The 18,412-nt window shown below is 56.3% G+C and carries 22 protein-coding genes; 19 read left to right on the forward strand and 3 right to left on the reverse strand.

Annotated features, from left to right (window positions below; genetic code table 11):
- The first annotated feature begins 38 nt into the window (after positions 1–38).
- The 5 genes from hemJ to BM194_RS08115 all read left to right on the forward strand — a co-directional run bounded on the left by hemJ (position 39) and on the right by BM194_RS08115 (position 4,906).
- A complete protein-coding gene (hemJ, locus tag BM194_RS08095; protein ID WP_092845560.1) occupies positions 39–470 on the forward strand; it encodes a protoporphyrinogen oxidase HemJ in 432 nt (143 codons plus the stop codon).
- Positions 470–1,267: a bifunctional hydroxymethylpyrimidine kinase/phosphomethylpyrimidine kinase gene (thiD, locus tag BM194_RS08100; protein ID WP_092845562.1), complete on the forward strand. Its 798-nt coding sequence runs from the start codon at positions 470–472 to the stop codon at positions 1,265–1,267. Before hemJ ends, thiD begins: the two co-directional genes overlap by 1 nt.
- Positions 1,264–1,926, forward strand: a complete 663-nt coding sequence (thiE, locus tag BM194_RS08105; RefSeq protein WP_092845564.1) for a thiamine phosphate synthase — start codon at positions 1,264–1,266, stop codon at positions 1,924–1,926. The genes thiD and thiE overlap by 4 nt, the downstream gene beginning before the upstream one ends.
- A gap of 78 nt (positions 1,927–2,004) precedes the next feature.
- Positions 2,005–3,294 carry a glutamate-1-semialdehyde 2,1-aminomutase gene (gene hemL / locus BM194_RS08110; RefSeq protein WP_092845567.1) on the forward strand — a complete coding sequence of 430 codons (1,290 nt, stop codon included), beginning with the start codon at positions 2,005–2,007 and terminating at the stop codon, positions 3,292–3,294.
- Positions 3,295–3,328: 34 nt separating this feature from the next.
- Positions 3,329–4,906, forward strand: coding sequence for a bifunctional aminoglycoside phosphotransferase/ATP-binding protein (locus tag BM194_RS08115; RefSeq protein WP_092845569.1), 1,578 nt, complete (start codon positions 3,329–3,331; stop codon positions 4,904–4,906).
- Positions 4,907–4,944: 38 nt separating this feature from the next.
- On the opposite strand, the gene BM194_RS08120 is transcribed toward BM194_RS08115, so the two are convergent.
- Complete coding sequence (locus BM194_RS08120; RefSeq protein WP_092845571.1) at positions 4,945–5,628, reverse strand: LuxR C-terminal-related transcriptional regulator; 684 nt, start codon at positions 5,626–5,628, stop codon at positions 4,945–4,947.
- Positions 5,629–6,008: 380 nt separating this feature from the next.
- On the opposite strand from BM194_RS08120, the gene BM194_RS08125 reads away from it, so the two are divergent.
- The 4 genes from BM194_RS08125 to BM194_RS08140 all read left to right on the forward strand — a co-directional run bounded on the left by BM194_RS08125 (position 6,009) and on the right by BM194_RS08140 (position 9,433).
- Complete coding sequence (locus BM194_RS08125; RefSeq protein WP_092845573.1) at positions 6,009–6,605, forward strand: XTP/dITP diphosphatase; 597 nt, start codon at positions 6,009–6,011, stop codon at positions 6,603–6,605.
- Positions 6,605–7,780 (forward strand): radical SAM family heme chaperone HemW, encoded by a 1,176-nt coding sequence (gene hemW, locus BM194_RS08130; protein ID WP_092845575.1) that lies wholly within the window; start codon positions 6,605–6,607, stop codon positions 7,778–7,780. The genes BM194_RS08125 and hemW overlap by 1 nt, the downstream gene beginning before the upstream one ends.
- Positions 7,781–7,815: 35 nt before the next feature.
- The gene (locus tag BM194_RS08135; protein ID WP_092845577.1) at positions 7,816–8,505 is read left to right on the forward strand and encodes a YiaD family glycine zipper/OmpA-like lipoprotein; all 690 of its coding nucleotides are present in this window, start codon (positions 7,816–7,818) and stop codon (positions 8,503–8,505) included.
- A 73-nt stretch (positions 8,506–8,578) separates the two neighbouring features.
- Complete coding sequence (locus BM194_RS08140; protein ID WP_092845579.1) at positions 8,579–9,433, forward strand: 23S rRNA (adenine(2030)-N(6))-methyltransferase RlmJ; 855 nt, start codon at positions 8,579–8,581, stop codon at positions 9,431–9,433.
- A gap of 221 nt (positions 9,434–9,654) precedes the next feature.
- Here BM194_RS08140 and BM194_RS08145 read toward each other — a convergent pair whose 3' ends face one another.
- The gene (locus tag BM194_RS08145) at positions 9,655–10,524 is read right to left on the reverse strand and encodes a WYL domain-containing protein (RefSeq protein ID WP_092845581.1); all 870 of its coding nucleotides are present in this window, start codon (positions 10,522–10,524) and stop codon (positions 9,655–9,657) included.
- Positions 10,525–10,645: 121 nt separating this feature from the next.
- Between BM194_RS08145 and BM194_RS08150 the strand changes: the two genes are divergently transcribed.
- Genes BM194_RS08150 through BM194_RS08160 form a run of 3 tightly spaced genes read left to right on the forward strand, consistent with a single transcriptional unit; the run spans position 10,646 to position 12,529 of the window.
- A complete protein-coding gene (locus BM194_RS08150; RefSeq protein WP_092845583.1) occupies positions 10,646–10,915 on the forward strand; it encodes a multiubiquitin domain-containing protein in 270 nt (89 codons plus the stop codon).
- A complete protein-coding gene (locus BM194_RS08155; protein WP_218155382.1) occupies positions 10,875–12,089 on the forward strand; it encodes a ThiF family adenylyltransferase in 1,215 nt (404 codons plus the stop codon). Before BM194_RS08150 ends, BM194_RS08155 begins: the two co-directional genes overlap by 41 nt.
- The gene (locus tag BM194_RS08160) at positions 12,086–12,529 is read left to right on the forward strand and encodes a ubiquitination-like system serine protease family protein (RefSeq protein WP_092845587.1); all 444 of its coding nucleotides are present in this window, start codon (positions 12,086–12,088) and stop codon (positions 12,527–12,529) included. Before BM194_RS08155 ends, BM194_RS08160 begins: the two co-directional genes overlap by 4 nt.
- Positions 12,530–12,570: 41 nt before the next feature.
- Here BM194_RS08160 and BM194_RS20435 read toward each other — a convergent pair whose 3' ends face one another.
- Positions 12,571–13,758 (reverse strand): hypothetical protein, encoded by a 1,188-nt coding sequence (locus tag BM194_RS20435; RefSeq protein WP_143097579.1) that lies wholly within the window; start codon positions 13,756–13,758, stop codon positions 12,571–12,573.
- 194 nt (positions 13,759–13,952) lie between these two features.
- Between BM194_RS20435 and BM194_RS08170 the strand changes: the two genes are divergently transcribed.
- The 7 genes from BM194_RS08170 (at position 13,953) to BM194_RS08195 (ending at position 18,402) form a co-directional block, all read left to right on the forward strand.
- The gene (locus tag BM194_RS08170) at positions 13,953–14,801 is read left to right on the forward strand and encodes a hypothetical protein (protein WP_092845591.1); all 849 of its coding nucleotides are present in this window, start codon (positions 13,953–13,955) and stop codon (positions 14,799–14,801) included.
- The gene (locus tag BM194_RS08175; RefSeq protein WP_092845593.1) at positions 14,794–15,207 is read left to right on the forward strand and encodes a hypothetical protein; all 414 of its coding nucleotides are present in this window, start codon (positions 14,794–14,796) and stop codon (positions 15,205–15,207) included. The genes BM194_RS08170 and BM194_RS08175 overlap by 8 nt, the downstream gene beginning before the upstream one ends.
- A 70-nt stretch (positions 15,208–15,277) precedes the next feature.
- Complete coding sequence (locus BM194_RS08180; RefSeq protein WP_092845595.1) at positions 15,278–15,667, forward strand: hypothetical protein; 390 nt, start codon at positions 15,278–15,280, stop codon at positions 15,665–15,667.
- Between the two features lie 120 nt (positions 15,668–15,787).
- Positions 15,788–16,417 carry a recombinase family protein gene (locus BM194_RS08185; RefSeq protein ID WP_092845597.1) on the forward strand — a complete coding sequence of 210 codons (630 nt, stop codon included), beginning with the start codon at positions 15,788–15,790 and terminating at the stop codon, positions 16,415–16,417.
- 41 nt (positions 16,418–16,458) lie between these two features.
- Positions 16,459–16,614: a hypothetical protein gene (locus BM194_RS20630; RefSeq protein WP_177223369.1), complete on the forward strand. Its 156-nt coding sequence runs from the start codon at positions 16,459–16,461 to the stop codon at positions 16,612–16,614.
- A gap of 109 nt (positions 16,615–16,723) precedes the next feature.
- The gene (gene mobI, locus BM194_RS08190; RefSeq protein WP_023011897.1) at positions 16,724–17,296 is read left to right on the forward strand and encodes a conjugative transfer protein MobI(A/C); all 573 of its coding nucleotides are present in this window, start codon (positions 16,724–16,726) and stop codon (positions 17,294–17,296) included.
- 176 nt (positions 17,297–17,472) lie between these two features.
- Positions 17,473–18,402 (forward strand): helix-turn-helix transcriptional regulator, encoded by a 930-nt coding sequence (locus tag BM194_RS08195; RefSeq protein WP_092845599.1) that lies wholly within the window; start codon positions 17,473–17,475, stop codon positions 18,400–18,402.
- The last annotated feature ends 10 nt before the right edge of the window (positions 18,403–18,412 follow it).

Below are 18,412 nucleotides of genomic sequence, written 5' to 3' on the forward strand. Positions count from 1 at the left end.
CCGCGAGAACCGAGACAGCCAACGCATAAGGAGCCGCAATGTACCTGTGGGTAAAAGCGTTTCACCTGATGGCCATGGTGACCTGGTTCGCCGCCCTGTTCTATCTGCCGCGACTGTTCGTCTATCACGCTCTGGCCCGTGACAAGGGCGATACCCAGGCGATGGACTACTTCACCGTCATGGAGCGCAAGCTGTTTCGCGGCATCATGACGCCGTCGATGATTGCCGTCATTGCACTTGGCGCCTGGCTGCTGTTCATGGCACCGGGGTTCCTGAGCCAGGGCTGGCTGCACACCAAGCTGCTGCTGGTCCTGCTGCTGGTGGGCTACCATCACATGTGCCTGGCCTACATGAAACGCCTGGCCGCGGGTACCTGCGCCAAGTCGCACACCTTCTTCCGCTGGTTCAACGAGGCCCCCGTCATCGCGCTGATTCTGATCGTCATCCTGGCCATGGTTAAGCCCTATTGATGCGCGATGCCAATCTGCCCGTGGTGCTGGTCCTGGCGGGACATGACCCGACCGGTGGCGCGGGCCTGGTCGCCGATGCCGAGACCGTGCAGGCTTGCGGTGGCTGGCCGATCACGGTACCGACCAGCCTGACAGTACAGTGCACCCATGACGTGCTCAGCGTAACGCCCTGCGCCCCCGATGGCATTCGCGGCATGGCCTGGGCACTGCTCGACGAGTTCGACGTCGCGGCAATCAAGGTCGGCCTGATCGCGGACGAGGCGAGCCTGGATGCCATCGAGGACGTGGTGCGGGCCTGCCCCGGCATTCCGCTAGTGGTCGACCCGGTGCTGCGCGCCGGCGGTGGCAAGAACTTGTCCACAAGTGAATTGATCGACGGCTTTCGCCATCGGTTGCTACCGCTTGTGGATATCCTGACGCCCAATCGGCATGAACTGGCGAGGTTGGCTGGCCCGGGCAGCGACAATGATGTCGACCGGGTCATCGCGCTGCTGTCGCAGGGCTGCCAGGCGGTGCTGGTTACCGGTACCGACGATCCGCCGCCGGAAGCGCCGGAAGATGCTGTCATCCATACCCTGCATACTCCCGAGACCAGCCGGCAATGGCACTGGCCGCGCCTGCCGGGTCAGTACCACGGGTCGGGCTGTACCCTGGCCTCGGCCGTGGCGACCCGCCTGGCCGTGGGGGAACGCCTGGTCACGGCTTGCGAGCAGGCACAGCAGTTCACTTGGGAAAGCCTGCGGCATGGCTGGCAGCCGGGATCGGGACAGGCCTTGCCCAGGCGGTGGAGATCATGAACGACAAGCGACACGACTGGACTCGAGGGGTCTACGCCATTACCGATGCCCAACTGCTGCCCAGTGACAGGCAACTGATCGAGGCATGCCGGGCGGCCCTGAACGGGGGACTGGCCCTGTTGCAGTACCGTGACAAGTCCGGCGATCTGAGCCATCGTTTGCGTCAGGCGCTGGCGCTGGCCATGCTATGCCGTAACTACTCGGTGCCGTTGATCATCAACGATGACCTGGCCTTGGCGCGCCGGCTGCGTGATGACGGCTACGCCGGTGTCGGCCTGCACCTGGGCCAGGAGGATGGCTCGCTGCGCCAGGCCCGCGAGGTACTGGGGCCCGAGGCGATCATCGGGGCCACTTGCCATGCACGCCTCGACCTGGCCGAGCGAGCCGCCGACGAGGGGGCCAGTTATCTGGCCTTTGGTCGGTTCTTCGCCTCGAAGACCAAGCCCGAGGCACCGCCGGCCACGCTCGATCTGCTGGCCGAGGCCGCCCGTTTCGGTTTGCCACGGGTGGCGATCGGCGGCATCGATATCGATAACGTCAGTCAGGCGCGCAATGCCGGGGCCGAACTGCTGGCTACGGTACACGGCGTATTCGGTGGTGAAGACCCCGAAACCCCGGTACGTGAACTCAATGCACGACTGAATTCAACGTATTCATAGGTTATCCACAGGTCGTCAACGCAAAGTTATTCGACCTGTCCAGAGATTTATCCACAATTGGTGATTTAGAGGCGTCCAATGACCACTTCCGCACAGCTCTTCGAGCAGGCCTGCCACCGCATTCCCGGCGGGGTGAATTCACCGGTGCGTGCCTTCAAGGGACTGGAGCGGCCGCCGGTCTTCATCGAACGTGCCCAAGGGGCGTATCTGTTCGACGTCGAGGGCAAGCGCTATATCGACTATGTGGGGTCGTGGGGGCCCATGATCACCGGGCATGCCGATCCTGAGGTACTGGCGGCAGTGCGCGAGCGCCTCGATGCCGGTCTGTCCTTCGGCACGCCGACGGCCATCGAGACCACCATGGCCGACCTGATCTGCGACATTATGCCGTCGATGGACATGGTGCGCATGGTCAATTCCGGCACCGAGGCGACCATGTCGGCGATCCGCCTGGCACGTGGTTACACGGGGCGCGACAAGATCGTCAAGTTCGAGGGCAATTACCATGGCCATTCCGATTCACTGCTGGTCAAGGCCGGCTCCGGTGCGCTGACTCACGGCGAGCCCAGTTCGCCCGGGGTTCCCGCATCGCTGGCCGAACACACCATCACGCTGCCCTACAACGACAGCGATGCCGTACGCGAAAGCTTCGCCGAGATCGGTGACGAGGTGGCCTGCATCATCGTCGAGCCGGTGGCCGGCAACATGAACTGCATTCCGCCCGTGGCGGACTTTCTGGAAACGCTGCGCACGGTCTGTGACCAGTACGGCAGCGTGCTGATCTTCGACGAGGTGATGACTGGCTTTCGCGTGGCGCTGGGCGGCGCACAGGCCCATTATGCGATCACCCCGGACCTGACCTGCCTGGGCAAGATCGTGGGAGGCGGCATGCCGGTCGGCGCGTTCGGCGGCAAGCGTGAGATCATGGAAAAGATCTCGCCGCTGGGACCGGTCTACCAGGCCGGCACGCTGTCGGGCAATCCGCTGGCCATGGCCGCCGGTATCACGCTGCTCAACAAGATCCGCGAGTCCGGCTTCCATGCTGCCCTCGCCGAGCGTGTCGAGACGCTGTGCAATGGCCTGACGGAGCGTGCCAGGGCGGCCGGCGTGGAAATGATCACGCAACAGGCCGGCGGTATGTTCGGGGTGTTCTTCACTGGCCAGTCGCGGGTGGAAAACTTCGCCCAGGCCACGGCCTGCGATGCAGCCATGTTCCGGCGCTTCTTCAGCGGCATGCTTGACCACGGCATCTACCTGGCGCCGTCCGCCTACGAGGCCGGCTTCATGTCCAGTGCGCACACCGACGCGGACATCGCCGCGACGCTGGATGCGGCTGAACAGGTGTTCGCCGACTTGGCCAAGGCCTGACGGAGTCAGGCCGTCACTGCAGGGAGAGAGAGCATTGACTCAGGCATTGATCCAGGCGCTGAGCGACGCGGGTTGTTACGACCATCCCGTCGAGACTATCGAGATCATCGAAACGCACATCTCGTGGGTCGTGCTGACCGGCGAGTATGCCTACAAGCTCAAGAAGCCGCTGGACTTCGGCAGCTTCCTGGACTTTTCCACGCTCGACAAGCGCCGCCGTCTGTGCGACCAGGAAGTCCAACTCAACCGGCGGCTGGCACCGTCACTGTATCTGGAAGTCGTGCCCATCTCGGGCACTCACGAGGCGCCGCGAATCAACGATGCCTCGGCGCCCTTCGAATACGCGGTGAAGATGCGCCAGTTCAGTAATCGCCTGCTGTTCAGCAACCTGCAGGCCAGCGGCGACCTGTCACTGGAGTTGCTCGACGACCTGGTCGATCAATTGGTGGTCTTCCACGAGGATGCGCAATGCCTGCCTGACGGCGGAGACGACTGGGGCTCGCGCGAGGCCATGCAGCGCATCATGGAGCGTGAGTTCGCCCTGATCGCGCCGCGTCTCGAGGGCGATGCCGATCGCCGCCGGCTGGAGTCGCTGCAGACGTGGGTGACCGAGGCGCTCGAGCGCTTCGACAGCGAGTTCGCGCGTCGCCGCCACGAGGGTCATGTCCGCGAGACCCATGGCGACGTCCATCTGGGCAATGCCGTGCGCCATGAAGGGCGGGCAATGATGTTCGACGGCATCGAGTTCAACGATGAGCTGCGCTGGAACGATGTCGGCGCCGACCTGGCCTTTTTGCTGATGGACCTTGATGCGCGGGGTGAGGAAGCCTTCGCTCACCATGTCCTGAACCGCTATCTGGAACTCTCTGGCGATTACACGCTGGTGCGGCTTTTGCCGTTCTACAAGCTGTATCGCGCACTGATACGGGCCAAGGTCGCCATCCTGCGCTATCACCAGCCGGAACTGCATCCTGCTGACCGGCCCGCTGTGATGGCCAGTTATCGCCGCTATATCGAACTGGCCGAGCGCTACACGGAGTTCACCTTTCCTTATCTGGTGATCGGTGTCGGTGTGTCCGGCAGCGGCAAGAGCCGATTCACCGGCGAGATGGTGCGGCGCCTGGGCGGGGTGCGCCTACGTTCCGACGTGGAGCGCAAGCGCCTGTTCGGTTTCGATCCACAGGCCCGTACGGCCGAACAGGGTGTGGATATCTATACGCCCGAGGCCACCCGGCAGACCTATACGTGCCTGGCAAAACTCACTGGCGTGCTGCTCGAGTCGGGCCTGCCGGTATGCATCGATGCGACCTGCCTGAAGCGGGAGCAGCGCGACCTGCTTCGCCAGCAGGCGGTCGGGCGCGGCTTACCGGTATTGATGGTGAGTTTCGAGGCCGACGAGGCGACCCTCAAGGCAAGGATAGAGAAGCGTGCCCGACGTGGCGGCGACCCTTCCGAGGCTGGGCTGGCCGTGCTCGAGAAGCAATTGGCACGTTTCGAAGCATTCACCGAAGAGGAACGGCTGCACCTCGTCCATCTGGACACTACGGCAGAGAACGCCAACTTGACGCTGGTAGGCATGATCCAGGAGCACCTGCGCCTGAATCGGCCGTGAGGGTCGCGGCCGGCTTCAGGCTGGTGATTCGCTGACGATCAGTTGTCGCTCTTCCTATGCCGCGAGTGGGAGTGGATGGGTGGCAACGGCCCCAGGTTCTGGCGTGCCCAGTTCATGGCCTGGATGCGGTTGTGAACCTTGATCTTTCGGAACGTGTTGTAAAGGTGTGACTTGACCGTATGCTCGCTGACGAACAGCTTGTCGGCGATTTCCGTGTTCGAGGCACCCGAGCCGAGCAAGCTGATGATCTCCTGTTCGCGGTGGGTCAGGCTGCAGACCGGGCGATAGGCATTGAGCTGCTGGCGACGGTAGAACTGGATCAAGCGGGTCATCAGCGACCGCGACATCCAGAGATCGCCTTTCAGCAGGGCATCGATGCCCTTGCAGATCAGCTTGAGGCTGTCGCGGCGGTAGAACACGCCATGCAGATGCAAGGCGGCGAGGATTTCGGCTGCATGGTCTTCATCGCGCAGGTTGAAGGCAGCCAGGATCACCTCCTGGCACTCCACCGTATGGTGATGCCATTGCTGCATGCTGTTTTCGTCGACATGGTCGGCATCAAGCAATACCAGCTTGTTTTCGCACTCGATGTCATCACTGACATCATGAGGCCCGACCGCCGAGATCTGTAGCCCCAGTTGCTCTGAAATGTAATCCATGAAAAGTTGCGACTGGGGGTTACAGTCTGTAACCAGAAGGATCTTCGCGTTCCCTTGGCTCATGGTCCTGCTCCTGAAGTGTGGCCTATTCCGTGAAGTTATCGCATCCCTACTGCCATGAGGCTGCACTATAAAGGTTGTCGCTTTCTTACGTTTTGTAAAGCAATGTTACACAAAATAGTTATGATAAAAATAACTAAGCAACATCGCTACCATGCTCTTTCTTACCATGGCCGGGCTCCGTGGGGGGACCAAGCCACTAACACAACGGTATGACTGTTAAGCCCATGATTTCTATCAGTACTTATCATGGTAAAAAATTGATTCTTTCCTGTTTTAGGGAATGAGTTTTCTCATTTTCAGGACATGGTCATTTGGTCAATGAGTGCGTGCTCACTGCGCCGTCAGCCCTTAGAATATGCCGATTTGCAAGGAGTGTTCCCATGAACGAGACGCAGCCGCTCGTACTGGCCAGTGGCAACGCCGGCAAGCTGAGAGAGTTTGCCGAGTTGCTGGCGCCGTTGGGTTATACGGTGCATCCACAGGCGGACTTCGATGTTCCCGAGGTCGAGGAAACCGGACTGACTTTCGTCGAGAACGCCCTGCTCAAGGCGCGTGAGGCGGCGCGCATCAGCGGATTGCCGGCCTTGGCCGACGATTCGGGGCTGGCCGTCGAGGCCCTTCAGGGAGCACCAGGCATCTATTCGGCTCGTTATGCCGGTGAACCCAAGAGCGACGAGGCCAACAACCGCAAGCTTCTCGAGGCGCTGGCGGATGTGCCGGAAGGCCAGCGCAGTGCACGCTACTGGTGCGTCCTGGTGCTGCTGCGTCATGCCGAGGACCCGGTACCCGAAATCGTGCAGATGAGCTGGGAGGGGGAAATCCTGGCGCATCCACGCGGTGCCGGTGGTTTCGGCTATGACCCACTGTTCTGGGTACCGGAAAGTGGCTTGAGTGCCGCTGAGCTCAGCGCCGAGGAAAAGAATCGCCTGAGTCATCGGGGCAGGGCGCTGCGCCAGTTGGTCGAAAGGTTGCGCTGATGCCAGCGTTGCCACCTCTCGCCCTGTACGTACATGTGCCTTGGTGCGTGCGCAAGTGTCCCTACTGCGATTTCAATTCGCATGGTATCGGTCGCAACGAAGCACTGCCGGAGGAGGCCTATCTCGAGGCATTGTTGGCTGACCTCGATGCCGATGCCGGACTGGTTGGTGAACGTTCGCTCTCCAGCGTGTTCATCGGTGGTGGGACGCCCAGTCTGATGTCCCCGGATTTCTACTCACGTTTCCTTGCGGCGCTGTCGCAGCGCCTGGGATTGGAAACCAATTGCGAAATCACCCTGGAAGCCAATCCTGGCACCGTCGAACAGCAACGCTTCACCGGGTACCGGGAGGCGGGCATCAACCGCCTGTCTATCGGAGTCCAGAGCTTCCAGGCCGAACAGCTCGAGGTGCTGGGACGTATTCACAGCGGCGACGAGGCGAGACGGGCGGTCGAGAGTGCGCGGCGCTCGGGGTTTGACAACATCAACCTTGACCTGATGCACGGCTTGCCGGGGCAAACACTCGAGTTGGCACTGGACGACCTCGAGCAGGCCCTTGCGCTATCGCCCGAGCACCTTTCCTGGTACCAGCTGACCCTGGAGCCCAACACGGAATTCCATTCGCATCCGCCGCACCTGCCAGAGGATGACATGCTCTGGGACATCCAGGATGCCGGCCATGCCCGGCTCGAGCAGGCCGGCCTGGGTCGTTACGAAATATCCGCTTATGCCCGACCGGGATGTCGGTCGCGCCACAATCTCAACTATTGGCGATTCGGCGACTATCTGGGTATCGGCGCTGGTGCGCATGGCAAGTTGAGCCGCTGGGCCGATGATGAGCTGACGATCGAGCGTCGCTGGAAGAGCCGCCAGCCCGACGCCTACCTGCGACGCATGAACGATCCACGCGGCTTCGTGGCTGGCCGACAGACAATCGCGGAAGACGAGTTGCCCCTGGAATTCGCCATGAACGCTTTGCGTCTGGTCGATGGCGTGGAAATGACGGCGTGGGAGACGACCTCCGGCCGACCGGCAGCATCCTTGGAGCGCCGCCTGAACCTTCTGCGCGATCAAGGATTAATGGTGCAAGACACCTCCCGAATACAGGCCACTCCCCAAGGCCTGTTATTCTTGAATGAACTTCTCACCCGAATTGCTGAGCAGAGTAAGGGATGAGGAGAGGACCCATGCTGGAAAGGAGTTTGCAAAGGATGACCAAACAGTTCTGGATGGCACTACCCCTGGCTACTGCCGTGGCGATGGCAGGTTGCACGACGACGGATCCGTACTCGGGTGAAACCCAGCGTGCCAATGCGACCACCGGTGCTGGCATCGGTGCGGCCGTGGGGGCTGTCGCGGGTGCGCTCAGCGGGGACGGCAGCTCGAGCCGGCGCGATCGGGCCCTGATCGGTGCCGCCGTCGGCGCCGCGGCTGGTAGCGGTATCGGCTATTACATGGACCGCCAGGAAGCCCAGCTGCGCGAGCGTCTGCAGGGCACGGGAATCGGGGTGGAGCGCCAGGGCGACAACATCGTGCTCAACATGCCCAGCAGCGTGACGTTTGGCTTCGATTCCAGCGAGATCACGCCTGAAGCGCGCCAGGCCCTGAACGATGCGGCGGCCGTCATGCAACAGTATCCCGAGACGCGCATCACCATCGCCGGCCACACCGACAGCAGCGGCTCCGATACCTACAACCAGCAGCTATCCGAGCGTCGCGCTCAGGCGGTAGGCAGTTACCTCATGCAAAATGGCGTTTCCTCGCAGCGTCTGACCATGGTGGGTTACGGCGAAAGCCAGCCGGTGGCCAGCAATGCCAACGAGCAGGGCCGGGCCCAGAATCGCCGCGTCGAGATCACGCTCACGCCCATGCAGCAGCAGATCCAGCAACAGCAGCAATAAGCGCACCTGCGCTATCATCGTAGGTTGCCAGGGCCCGCCGATCTCGGCGGGCCCTTCTGATTGGACCATCGCCATGCTTGCTTATCAGCACGCCTATCATGCCGGCAACTTTGCCGATGTGCACAAGCACTTGACGCTGTATGCCATGCAGCGAAGCTTGTTACGTAAAGAATCTCCTGTTACGTATGTTGATACCCATGCCGGTCGGGGGCGTTATCCCTTGGCCGGAAAGGAAACCCAGAAGCTCAAGGAATACCAGCAGGGTGTCATGCCGCTTTGGGAAGCGCGCCGGTCAATGAGTGGCAGGCATGACCTGCTCGCGGACTGGCTCTGCGCCCTGCAACGGGCTCAGGAAGGCCAGGCGGGACATGCATTGTCCCATTACCCGGGCTCACCATGGTGGCTCACCGACAGCCTGCGCCGTCAGGATCGGCTCAGTCTGTTCGAACTGCACCCTGGCGAACATGGCCATCTCGAAGGCCAGACATGGCCGGCCAATGTGCGTCACATCCATGCTGATGGCCTGGCGGGGCTGCGTCGGCTGGTGCCGGCGACGACCCCCCGGCTTTGTGTACTGATCGATCCCAGCTACGAGCGCAAGGAAGATTACGGCGAAGTGGCCGACACGCTGGCCTACGTGGCCCGCAAAGCGCGTCATGCACAAGTAGCGATCTGGTATCCCCTGTTGCCGGCGGGACGCCATCAGACGCTGCTGGATCGCGTGCGTGATGCTGGCCTGCGCAAGCTGTGGCGCAGCGAGATCCGCCTGCACGCGTCCGGGGAGAGTCACGGCATGTACGGTAGTGGCATGCTGTTGTTCAACCCGCCCTGGGGACTGGATGATGCGCTGACCCGGCTGTTTGCCGACGTAGTCGGCGTGTGGGGGCGCGAAGCCACCCACCGCGGCGACTGGTGGGTGGAGGAGTGAGGCCAGATTGGGCTACTTACCGATACAGAATGTTTATTATTCTTTAAAAACAATAGTTTGTAAATTTTCTGGAGCACCCTAGGAGTGCAGGAATTTGCGAAAAAAGTGGAAAAATTGGCAAATTTCCGTCGATCCGAATGCAGGTGCCCCATCAATGAACCGGGAAAAGTGGGAAACTGGGAACATGCTAAATGACTATTCCTAACCCGACTTGCTTGCGGTCACGAAGCGATTTCCCTCTCTTCAAGCAATACAACTTGTTGCACATGGGGCGCCTCTTCCGTCGATTCTCCTGGTCGCGAAAGATCAGAAATAAAACCAAGACGCTTTTTCAAGTATGCGGACAGTGCCTTTCTGACCTGAATTTTGGCGATTCCTTCACTCATTCCATAATCTAGCTCAATGACGCGTTTATGAGCTGGAGGCAGGCTAGGGTTTGGAGCAATCGTTAATTCCAAGTATGTACGCCAATCAGCATCAAGCGAGATATCGATGTCACTTCTGCGGGTTTCTCCAATCTCCAAAATTCGGCCAAACACAAAATCAATGAACTTCTGACGGTCATGGCAGTAGCTTCGTAAATGCCATCTGTACCCGTCTGACGCCATAGCATGCGGCGTTATCCAACGGTAGCTAGGCTCATCACGAGAAAGTGACTGATAAAGAATATTTACTGCCATTCCCTCCTCAATAGCTCTCAGCAATCTTCTCAGAAATGAAGGATCAATCGTTCGTTCTGGCACTGGCACGACATCAAAATCAGGAGGTGAGCTGATAAAGGACTCATGTGAAAGGCTACTCGAATGCTCAGCTTGACGAACCTCAAGCTGAGCCATGTAGTCCCCAGAGCTGGGGGTTATCAGCTTTGGAGAGAACTCTTCTGTCGCGAGATAGGCTTTTCGCTTGCGATCGTAAAAGGCGTTATCAGGAGCCAGTTCGAGATACCGCTTCAAGTCAAGCGTGCACTGCGGTACAGAAATCCGGAACTGTTCGATGAGATCCTGCCTGTTGATCTTGCCTTCCCAATATAGCCTAAATTCAATGAATTGCAGCCGTGTGTCGGCGCTCCAGTTTCCAACTTTTTGAGTCATTTTTGCTCCATCCGGGGTACGAATAATTTTTATGTTGACATACTTTTTATTTCTATTGTAGCATCACTCTCAGAGCAACATCAGCATAATTTCTATTCGTACCGCCGATTGGAGGAAAATCATGAGCAACGGCAAGTCAGAGCAGGCACCAGGTCAGAACAAAAGTTACTCGATCATCGTAAATGGACGGCCCAAGGAGGTTACCCAGAAAAAATTGAGTTACTTGGAGGTGGTGCAAATTGCATTTCCTGGTGAGCAACCCACACCACAACGTGTTTATACCGTCACGTTTTCCAATCCCCATGGCAAAGACGGAACCATGGTGGAAGGCCAAGAAGAGGTAATTAAAGATGGCATCATCTTCAATGTCACAAAAACTGATCAGTCGTAATCCCGATCTCAGCAAACTTCAGAATGACGGGTACGAAGTAGAGTGCAGGGACGGTTACCTAATTGTTCATTCGGTACCCTACGTCAATTCTTCAGGTGTTATCGATCGGGCCGACTTGGTTAGCGCTCTTGAGCTCAGAGGTGAACAAACGTGCTCTCCAGTAAGAGACCATCAAGTTTGGTTTACTGGTTCTTTGCCATACACAAATCAGGGGCAACCTGTGAGTGGACTCGGCGGTCAGGGAGAAATACGCCAAACCCTTACTGAAGGGGTCGAAGCTCGCTACAGGTTTTCGAATAAACCTACCAGCGGATATCAAGATTTTTTCCAGAAAATGTCTCGATACGTATTGCTTCTCTCTCGGTATGCAATGGCTATCGATCCGGGTATTACAGCAAAGACTTTTAAGCCTATTCCGGAAACCGAAGAGTCATCTCCGTTTCGGTATATTGATTCAGCCTCCAGTAGGGCTGGTATCACCGCGGTCTCCCAGAAACTTGCCATGGATAAAGTTGCGATCATAGGTTTGGGCGGAACTGGCTCATACATTCTGGACCTGTTGGCTAAGACCCCTGTTAGAGAAATACATCTTTTCGATGGCGATGACTTTCAGCAGCACAATGCATTTAGAGCGCCAGGGGCTGCATCAATTGAGAAGCTTCAGTCACAGCCCTCAAAAGTGAGCTATTTTTCGGACATTTACGGTCACATGCGAAGCGGCTTGGTACCCCACCATCAATTTATTGATGAAACAACCGTTACTGAGCTATCTGAATTTAACTTCGTTTTTATATGTGTTGATAAACCTTCCGTGAGAAAGGTTGTTGTGGACTTCCTTGTAGATAAGGAGATCCCTTATATTGATGTGGGAATGGAAGTCACCCTGGTTGATGAATCATCAACTCTCGTTGGTACTTGTAGAACAACTCTCGGTACTGCGTCGAAAAGTGACCATATCAGCAAATATGCATCCCTCGCGGGAACTGGAGCGGATGATCTGTATCGCAGTAATATACAAGTAGCTGATTTAAATGCTCTAAACGCTACACTGGCAGTGATTAAATGGAAGAAACACTGTGGTTTTTATCAGGATTGTTATCGTGAACACCAATCATGCTACTCTTTGAACACCCACCAGCTCACGAGAGATGAACTATTTAAGGAGGTCTCGTGAGGAAAGTAACAAGTATCATTCCTCAAAAGGTAGAGTTTATTCCTGAACGTCTTGAGCAGGGGATCCTCTACGTTTCTCCAAAATATAAAACAGCTATCCACTTATGCTGTTGTGGCTGTGGTAAAGAGGTTGTAACTCCCTTGGGCGCAACTGACTGGTCCCTTAAAGTAACAGGAAATGACGTTACGCTGTATCCATCAATTGGAAATTGGAGTTTTGAATGTCGATCTCATTACTGGATTCGGAATAACAGGGTTGTTTGGGCGGAAGATATGTCCCAAGCTAAGATTGAAAGAGGACGGGCCGCTAATCTGAGACGAAAAGCCGCCTATTTCGAAGAAACGAACTCTAAACAGCATTCGCCGAAGAGAAAAACCCCAAGTGGCGAGAGTATCATTTCCCACATCTGGGCCACGATCAAACGCTGGATCGGCTTATAAATGCAAAAATCACCTATTTCGTATCAGCAGCACTACCAGTTTCAGTAATAATAGCCCGGTGACCTTGGTTCCGGGCCATCCAGAATAGCATCTGAGACTGCTATTAACGGGTCCATGCAGTCTGCTTTGATCCGAGCCCAGCTTATCCAGTCCTTGAGCTCCTCGCTGAGCTCCCCATTCCTGACCGCAGCCTGCTCTACCGCATCGATATATTGTCGTAAACGTTCGGCTTCGAGCCACTGAGTGGCGCTAACCTTCAATTTTTCGAGTTGCTCCAGTTCGTGCTTTCGGAGCTCAACCTGGCGGTCGTGTCGGTCTTTTGCTGTCTGCCATGCTAGGCGTCTGCGTTCCTGCTCTTCAGCTCGGATACGGTGTTCTGCAATCAGGTCTAATGCACCGGCAACAACTTGATGCAGCCGTTGCTCCAGCGGAGTTTTCGGCGTATCCCCCCAACTTCTGGATGGGTAACCGCCGATTGAAATCGTCAATTTTCCGGTTGGGTGGTAGTCGTAATCAGGTGGCCTTGGGTAGTGGTATCCGGTTCCCCAGCGATTCGGAGAACGTTGCCAGCGTTCAATTGCTTTTTTCTCTGCTGCGGTTACTTCATGCTTGCTCCTGGCGACATGCTCGCTGATTGCTATGGTCAACGAAGTTTCGTCCAGTCCGATCAGGGTACGACTCTTTTCACGGTCTACCCAAACCTTCATACCCTGACGTTCAAGCGTTTTTATCAGTGTGTCGCCTATCAATAATGCTCTATCGATCGCATCTCTAGTCACTTCGAAAGCAAAAATTTCTCCCGGCGCTGAACGCAGTCCTTTGTAGTTGTCCCATCCGGATTTTTGCCTCAGTCGCTTGGATGCCTTCTTTATTAAGGCATGCGGAGATTCGAGTAATTCTGGCACATCGACAAAGCCTATACGTTCTTGGGCTGTCGTGGCTTTTTTCCGCGAAGCATCAGGATTATTGAGGTCGTAAGTGCGTGACCGACGGAGAGGTAGGGAGTAATTCTCAAACTCCTTGGCGGTAGGAAGCGGAATTTTCCTCGGAGAATGTCCGGCGTTGATTTTTGCCCAGTACCCACGTGGCGGCAGAGGTATCTTGTGCTTGCGACAAACTTTTCCCAATGCAACACCGGATATCCCATAGCGCGGCGCAACTCTGGAGACAGGCTCTGCCCATACCTCGTTGTAAAGTGATTCTCGCGTAATTGCGGCGACGCTTTCCATAGGTAACCTCTGCTGATCAAAAGTGCCATTTTCTTTTATAGCCAAAGATATGCCTGCCCCGCCAATTTTTCGCTACGTCCGAATTTAAACTTTGTTCTGTTAGTACAAATCATTGATTTATAAAGATTATTTTTGGTTTTCCTCTTGCATATTCTCAACCTCGTGAGAATATTTAATAAAAGCAGGAGGACATAATGAAAAGATTAGCACCCTTAACTACAGCAATATTGGCCGCTGCCCTGGTTGGCTGCGCGGCCACCCCACGAGCTTACAATCCGGAAGAGTCTCGGGCTTTAAACCTGGCGAGAGCCGGTGGCATCTACGATATGGACTTGCGGGATTCTGGGGATGGCACTCGCTCCTACAGTAAAGGCATGTTGGTGCCATTACTGGATCTCGCCAGCCTGGCGACTTCATTCGATGCACCGCTTCGACATCTCTCAGGTAGCCAGACGTCTTTGTTCAACGCTACTGAAATCATGATGACTCCAGACAGTCCGTCGGCGAGACCAAGCCTGATGGGATGGATGCCAGCGTCTATGGCCAGTTCGGAGGCTCAGGCCTATGAGCAGTATGTGGATCTGGTGGACCAGGCCATCCGATTAGCTGCCAATGATATGGCGTTGAGCGCCACCAAACTCAGTAACGTGGAGACGCCCGAGATAGACGGCCATCCACTGGTGCTTTGGTCGATTGAAAGCACTGAGTATGGATGTGGTGTGGGTCAATGTGTGGTTGCCTACAACATCAAGACGCCGAATCGTTGGAAGTCTCCCGCCTACGTGGAAGGTACTGGGCCCGAAAGCTACAACATCGCGGCTAATCATCCAGAGAATTATTCTCGCCTCGTTTTCCGGCAATCAGGTGAGCAACTCAGCTTCCCTGTGGACGAGTTCTACCGCACGGTCAGTGGTGCCTTACCATCCTGGATGGTGGTGTATTTTCCTCCCGGCACCGTCATCCGGGATGGCGAACCGCTGCCGTATCCTGTGTTGTACGAGCAGGGACAGCGACTGATGTTCAAGGAGCCAGATCATGAGTGACTGGCATGATGAACTTGAGTTCGTGCTGTTGCCGCTTGAAGACGCCAAAATCGATAGCGACTGCATGACTTTTGTGATCAGCAATGCCCTGAGCGAACAAGGCATCTTCCATCAATGCCGTATCGGATACGCAGAGGACCGGCTGAGCCGAATGGCCACCGCCCCCCATTGCTGGATCGAACTCGAACAGGGTTGGTGTATTGATCTTCGGCTCAGGCATGGGCTCGGCGATGAGGACGACCTCCCTCACGGTGTATTCCAGCAATCCAACTACCCCAGAGCTCGATACCAAGGCAGTGCATGGCCGGTTCCACTCCTGGACGCGGGAGATTTGAAGGCGATGACGAACGATGTCTACGACAAATTGAAACTGCCATGGCTGGCCGGGCGAGCCAGAGCGGCCTGACGCCGGGCAAAACTTGCATTTTCTCAGGTTCTGGTAGCCTCGAAGTAAAGAGCTATCGGGGACTGAGACCATGGTGAGGGTGACAAAAATAGTAGCAGTGGGGCTCGCCGGGATCGGCGTTGTGGAGCTCGCCTTGAGGGGTACCGATGCAGCACTTTACGCATGGTATCTATTGTTCGTGCTCTGGGTGGTCGTACTGCTTATTCGCTTCGCACTGGCCGCAGTCGATGCTTACAAGACAGTTTTCTCGAAGGGACCCGATGGTGAAATGACGTTTCCTGAATTCGAGAAAAAGATGGCGTCGTTTGGTCGAGGCAGTGGTAGGGGAGAAAACGGTCCAAACAGCACGACAACCTCCGGCACCGGGAGTCAAGACGGCACTGGCGATCCGTTCGATGACTTCAGAGTCAATCCGATCCTCCGAGAAGATGATCCGTTCGGGGAGTTTTTCGACTCTTGAGGTGGTTCCTGATGGGTACACATCAGGGGAACCAACTATTCAGGCCGCTCAACATGAAAAGGAACCATTTAAAACAGACCGGCCAAACGGAACCACTTATAACAGACCGAGGAGGCATTAATGTTTATACGCGCCTATCTGAGAGCATCTACCCAGGAACAAAATGCCGAGCGGGCCAAAGCATCGCTAATCCAGTTTGCCGAGCAACACGGTCATCGCATTGCTGCCTTTTATACCGAGAACGTCTCCGGTGCCACATTGCATCGCCCCGAACTGATGCGACTGATTGCCGAATCTGGTGAAGGTGACATTGTGCTGGTAGAACAGATAGACCGGCTTGCACGCCTTAAACAGCAGGACTGGGATACGCTCAAACAGAAGCTGGCAGCCAAGCGGTTGGCGATTGTCTCGCCCGAGCTACCAACGAGTTGGTTGGCACTGGACAAGAAAGACGATACCGGCTTTACCGACTCTATCTTGCAGGCTGTCAACAGCATGATGCTCGACATGTTGGCAGCGGTGGCCCGCAAAGATTATGAGGATAGGCGTCGGCGCCAGAACCAGGGGATCAACAAGGCCCGCAGCGAGGGTAAGTATCAGGGGCGCCAACCTGATCTGAAGAGGCGGCAACACATCGCCAGTTTACTGCGCACCGGCCATAGCTATAGCGAAATCCAGGACATCCTGGGTTGTTCGCGCCATCTGATTGCTTCTGTCGCAAAGGAACAAAGGCAGTCAGATGCAGCATAGGCTGCAATTTGCACTCAAAGAACGAAAACAGGAGAACTCACATGATCGATATGTCCCTCACACTCATTGCTTTCCTCGGCTTTGTCGCCGTTATCCTGGCGATCTGCGGCATCACATACCTGAATGCTGACAAGCTGGAAGCATTTCTCAACCGGAAGTTTAAAGCACGCCGCCAGGTCGATAAAAATTCCAGATAATCTGGGGGTAAACGGCTACTTTTGCTCAAATTGGCAAATTACAGACCCGTGGGTTTGTCTCTGCGGCCAGTAGCATTTCTCTTGAACATCAACCAACAGGAGAATGCTAATGAGCAAACCCAAAACCATTCAGGAAATCACCGATAAGTGGCATGAGGTGGCGCGCGCCGGGGAGTTTGACCATCACCAGGGGCGCCGAATGGCGCTTGATCAATGCAGACAGTATCTACAATCGCTATCCAAAAGCCTGGATATGGAGCGAGCACGCCTACGCTATCTCGCTCAGCGACTGTCGGACCATTTCTGGGCGCATAATGAGGCTCATCGAACCAAGGAAACGAGAGGCTACCCTGGCCATCACGGCTGCCGGGTGAGAATGCTGCACGGTAGCTTGGAAATGCACTGGTATTACAACACCTTCGTAAGAGTAAAAAACGGTAAGGGGCATGCGGTTTTCAGTGAACACATCCGCCGAGCCTTGAAACACCGGTACTCAAAACCCGCATTTAACCGCGCTCACGACTGGGAGAGGCCCATCATTGACGAGACGGAAGCCGGGTTTGAGATAGTGCGTATCATGAATGCAAACCTCACTCACATGCGCCGTCTCGTCAGGGCAAACCTGAAGCAGTTGGACAGTTTGGAGGCGCACTTCGATGGCCTTCAGCCCCCGGAATCCTAAACAAAAAACCATTCAGGCCCTTCCCCTTCCGGCGGGCTTTATGCACCCATTCTTCCATCTGGAAAGGAGCCAAAACTTTCACATGTGAAAGCTCTATAGGACAAATCAAAATGATTGCATGATATCGGTTTGTGTAATAAGGTGGCTAACCATATTCAGTCAAAAAAGGTGCGAACGTGCCGGGAAACGCCGCCTTAAAGCTCGAAAATCACTCACACGCCCAGCGCGAGCGCTTGGCGTTCATTGATTTTTGCCTGCAATACCACGGCTCAGTGGGCCGAAGTGAGCTAATGGCGCACTTCGGCACCGCAGTCGCCTCCAGCACCCGGGACTTCACCCTCTACCGTGAGCTAGCCCACGAGAACCTAATCCTCCGTCACGAAAACAAGCGCTACTACCGTACCGACAACTATCAGCCTCTGTTCCACCATGAGCCCCATGCCGCCTTGAAAACCCTGGCTCACGGCTTTGGCGACGGGCTATCGGTGACTCCTGGCCAATCTGGTTTCTGTGAGGATGCGCCAGATTTGATCTCGCCACCACAGGATGTGCTGGCGACAGTGAGCCGGGCCATAAGCCAAGAACAGGCTGTGCGGATGACTTACCAGTCCCTCAATTCAGGCGCTAGCGAGCGTGTGGTTGTGCCACACAGCATCATCAACAACGGCCAGCGTTGGCACATGCGCGGCTACTGCCGGAAACGCGGTGCATTCCGAGATTTTGTCTGCAATCGCATCACCAGCGTGATTATCGACAAAGCGGATATCGCAGAGCATGAGCATCAAACGTCGGATTCCGAATGGAACGAGCAACTGACCTTAGAGCTCATCCCGCACCCGTGCCACAGTCATCCGGAGGCTATTGCGCTGGATTTTAATATGTCCCGGCAGAACAACCAGCCGGTCCGACAGCTCAGCATCCGTGCCGCTCGCGCTGGCTACCTGCTACGCCATTGGAACGTGGACTGTAGCCCCGATCATCGGTTGCCAGAGCAGGAATATCACCTGTGGCTGCGTAACCACAACATTCTTGAACACTGCGCTAACGCTGTCCTGGCACCTGGCTATGTCGACACGCATGGCAAGGCAGCGGTAATTATTAAATAGCGAGAACAGC

The organism is Modicisalibacter xianhensis, assembly GCF_900113605.1.
Lineage (GTDB): Bacteria > Pseudomonadota > Gammaproteobacteria > Pseudomonadales > Halomonadaceae > Modicisalibacter > Modicisalibacter xianhensis.

Excerpts from the sequence above, each read along its gene's own strand:
- hemJ (WP_092845560.1), top strand. The coding sequence starts at position 39 with ATGTACCTGTGGGTAAAAGCGTTTCACCTGATGGCCATGGTGACCTGG.
- thiD (WP_092845562.1), top strand. The coding sequence starts at position 470 with ATGCGCGATGCCAATCTGCCCGTGGTGCTGGTCCTGGCGGGACATGAC.
- thiE (WP_092845564.1), top strand. The coding sequence starts at position 1,264 with ATGAACGACAAGCGACACGACTGGACTCGAGGGGTCTACGCCATTACC.
- hemL (WP_092845567.1), top strand. The coding sequence starts at position 2,005 with ATGACCACTTCCGCACAGCTCTTCGAGCAGGCCTGCCACCGCATTCCC.
- BM194_RS08120 (WP_092845571.1), bottom strand. The coding sequence starts at position 5,628 with ATGAGCCAAGGGAACGCGAAGATCCTTCTGGTTACAGACTGTAACCCC.
- BM194_RS08125 (WP_092845573.1), top strand. The coding sequence starts at position 6,009 with ATGAACGAGACGCAGCCGCTCGTACTGGCCAGTGGCAACGCCGGCAAG.
- hemW (WP_092845575.1), top strand. The coding sequence starts at position 6,605 with ATGCCAGCGTTGCCACCTCTCGCCCTGTACGTACATGTGCCTTGGTGC.
- BM194_RS08135 (WP_092845577.1), top strand. The coding sequence starts at position 7,816 with ATGACCAAACAGTTCTGGATGGCACTACCCCTGGCTACTGCCGTGGCG.
- BM194_RS08140 (WP_092845579.1), top strand. The coding sequence starts at position 8,579 with ATGCTTGCTTATCAGCACGCCTATCATGCCGGCAACTTTGCCGATGTG.
- BM194_RS08145 (WP_092845581.1), bottom strand. The coding sequence starts at position 10,524 with ATGACTCAAAAAGTTGGAAACTGGAGCGCCGACACACGGCTGCAATTC.
- BM194_RS08150 (WP_092845583.1), top strand. The coding sequence starts at position 10,646 with ATGAGCAACGGCAAGTCAGAGCAGGCACCAGGTCAGAACAAAAGTTAC.
- BM194_RS08155 (WP_218155382.1), top strand. The coding sequence starts at position 10,875 with ATGGCATCATCTTCAATGTCACAAAAACTGATCAGTCGTAATCCCGAT.
- BM194_RS20435 (WP_143097579.1), bottom strand. The coding sequence starts at position 13,758 with ATGGAAAGCGTCGCCGCAATTACGCGAGAATCACTTTACAACGAGGTA.
- BM194_RS08170 (WP_092845591.1), top strand. The coding sequence starts at position 13,953 with ATGAAAAGATTAGCACCCTTAACTACAGCAATATTGGCCGCTGCCCTG.
- BM194_RS08175 (WP_092845593.1), top strand. The coding sequence starts at position 14,794 with ATGAGTGACTGGCATGATGAACTTGAGTTCGTGCTGTTGCCGCTTGAA.
- BM194_RS08180 (WP_092845595.1), top strand. The coding sequence starts at position 15,278 with ATGGTGAGGGTGACAAAAATAGTAGCAGTGGGGCTCGCCGGGATCGGC.
- BM194_RS08185 (WP_092845597.1), top strand. The coding sequence starts at position 15,788 with ATGTTTATACGCGCCTATCTGAGAGCATCTACCCAGGAACAAAATGCC.
- BM194_RS20630 (WP_177223369.1), top strand. The coding sequence starts at position 16,459 with ATGATCGATATGTCCCTCACACTCATTGCTTTCCTCGGCTTTGTCGCC.
- mobI (WP_023011897.1), top strand. The coding sequence starts at position 16,724 with ATGAGCAAACCCAAAACCATTCAGGAAATCACCGATAAGTGGCATGAG.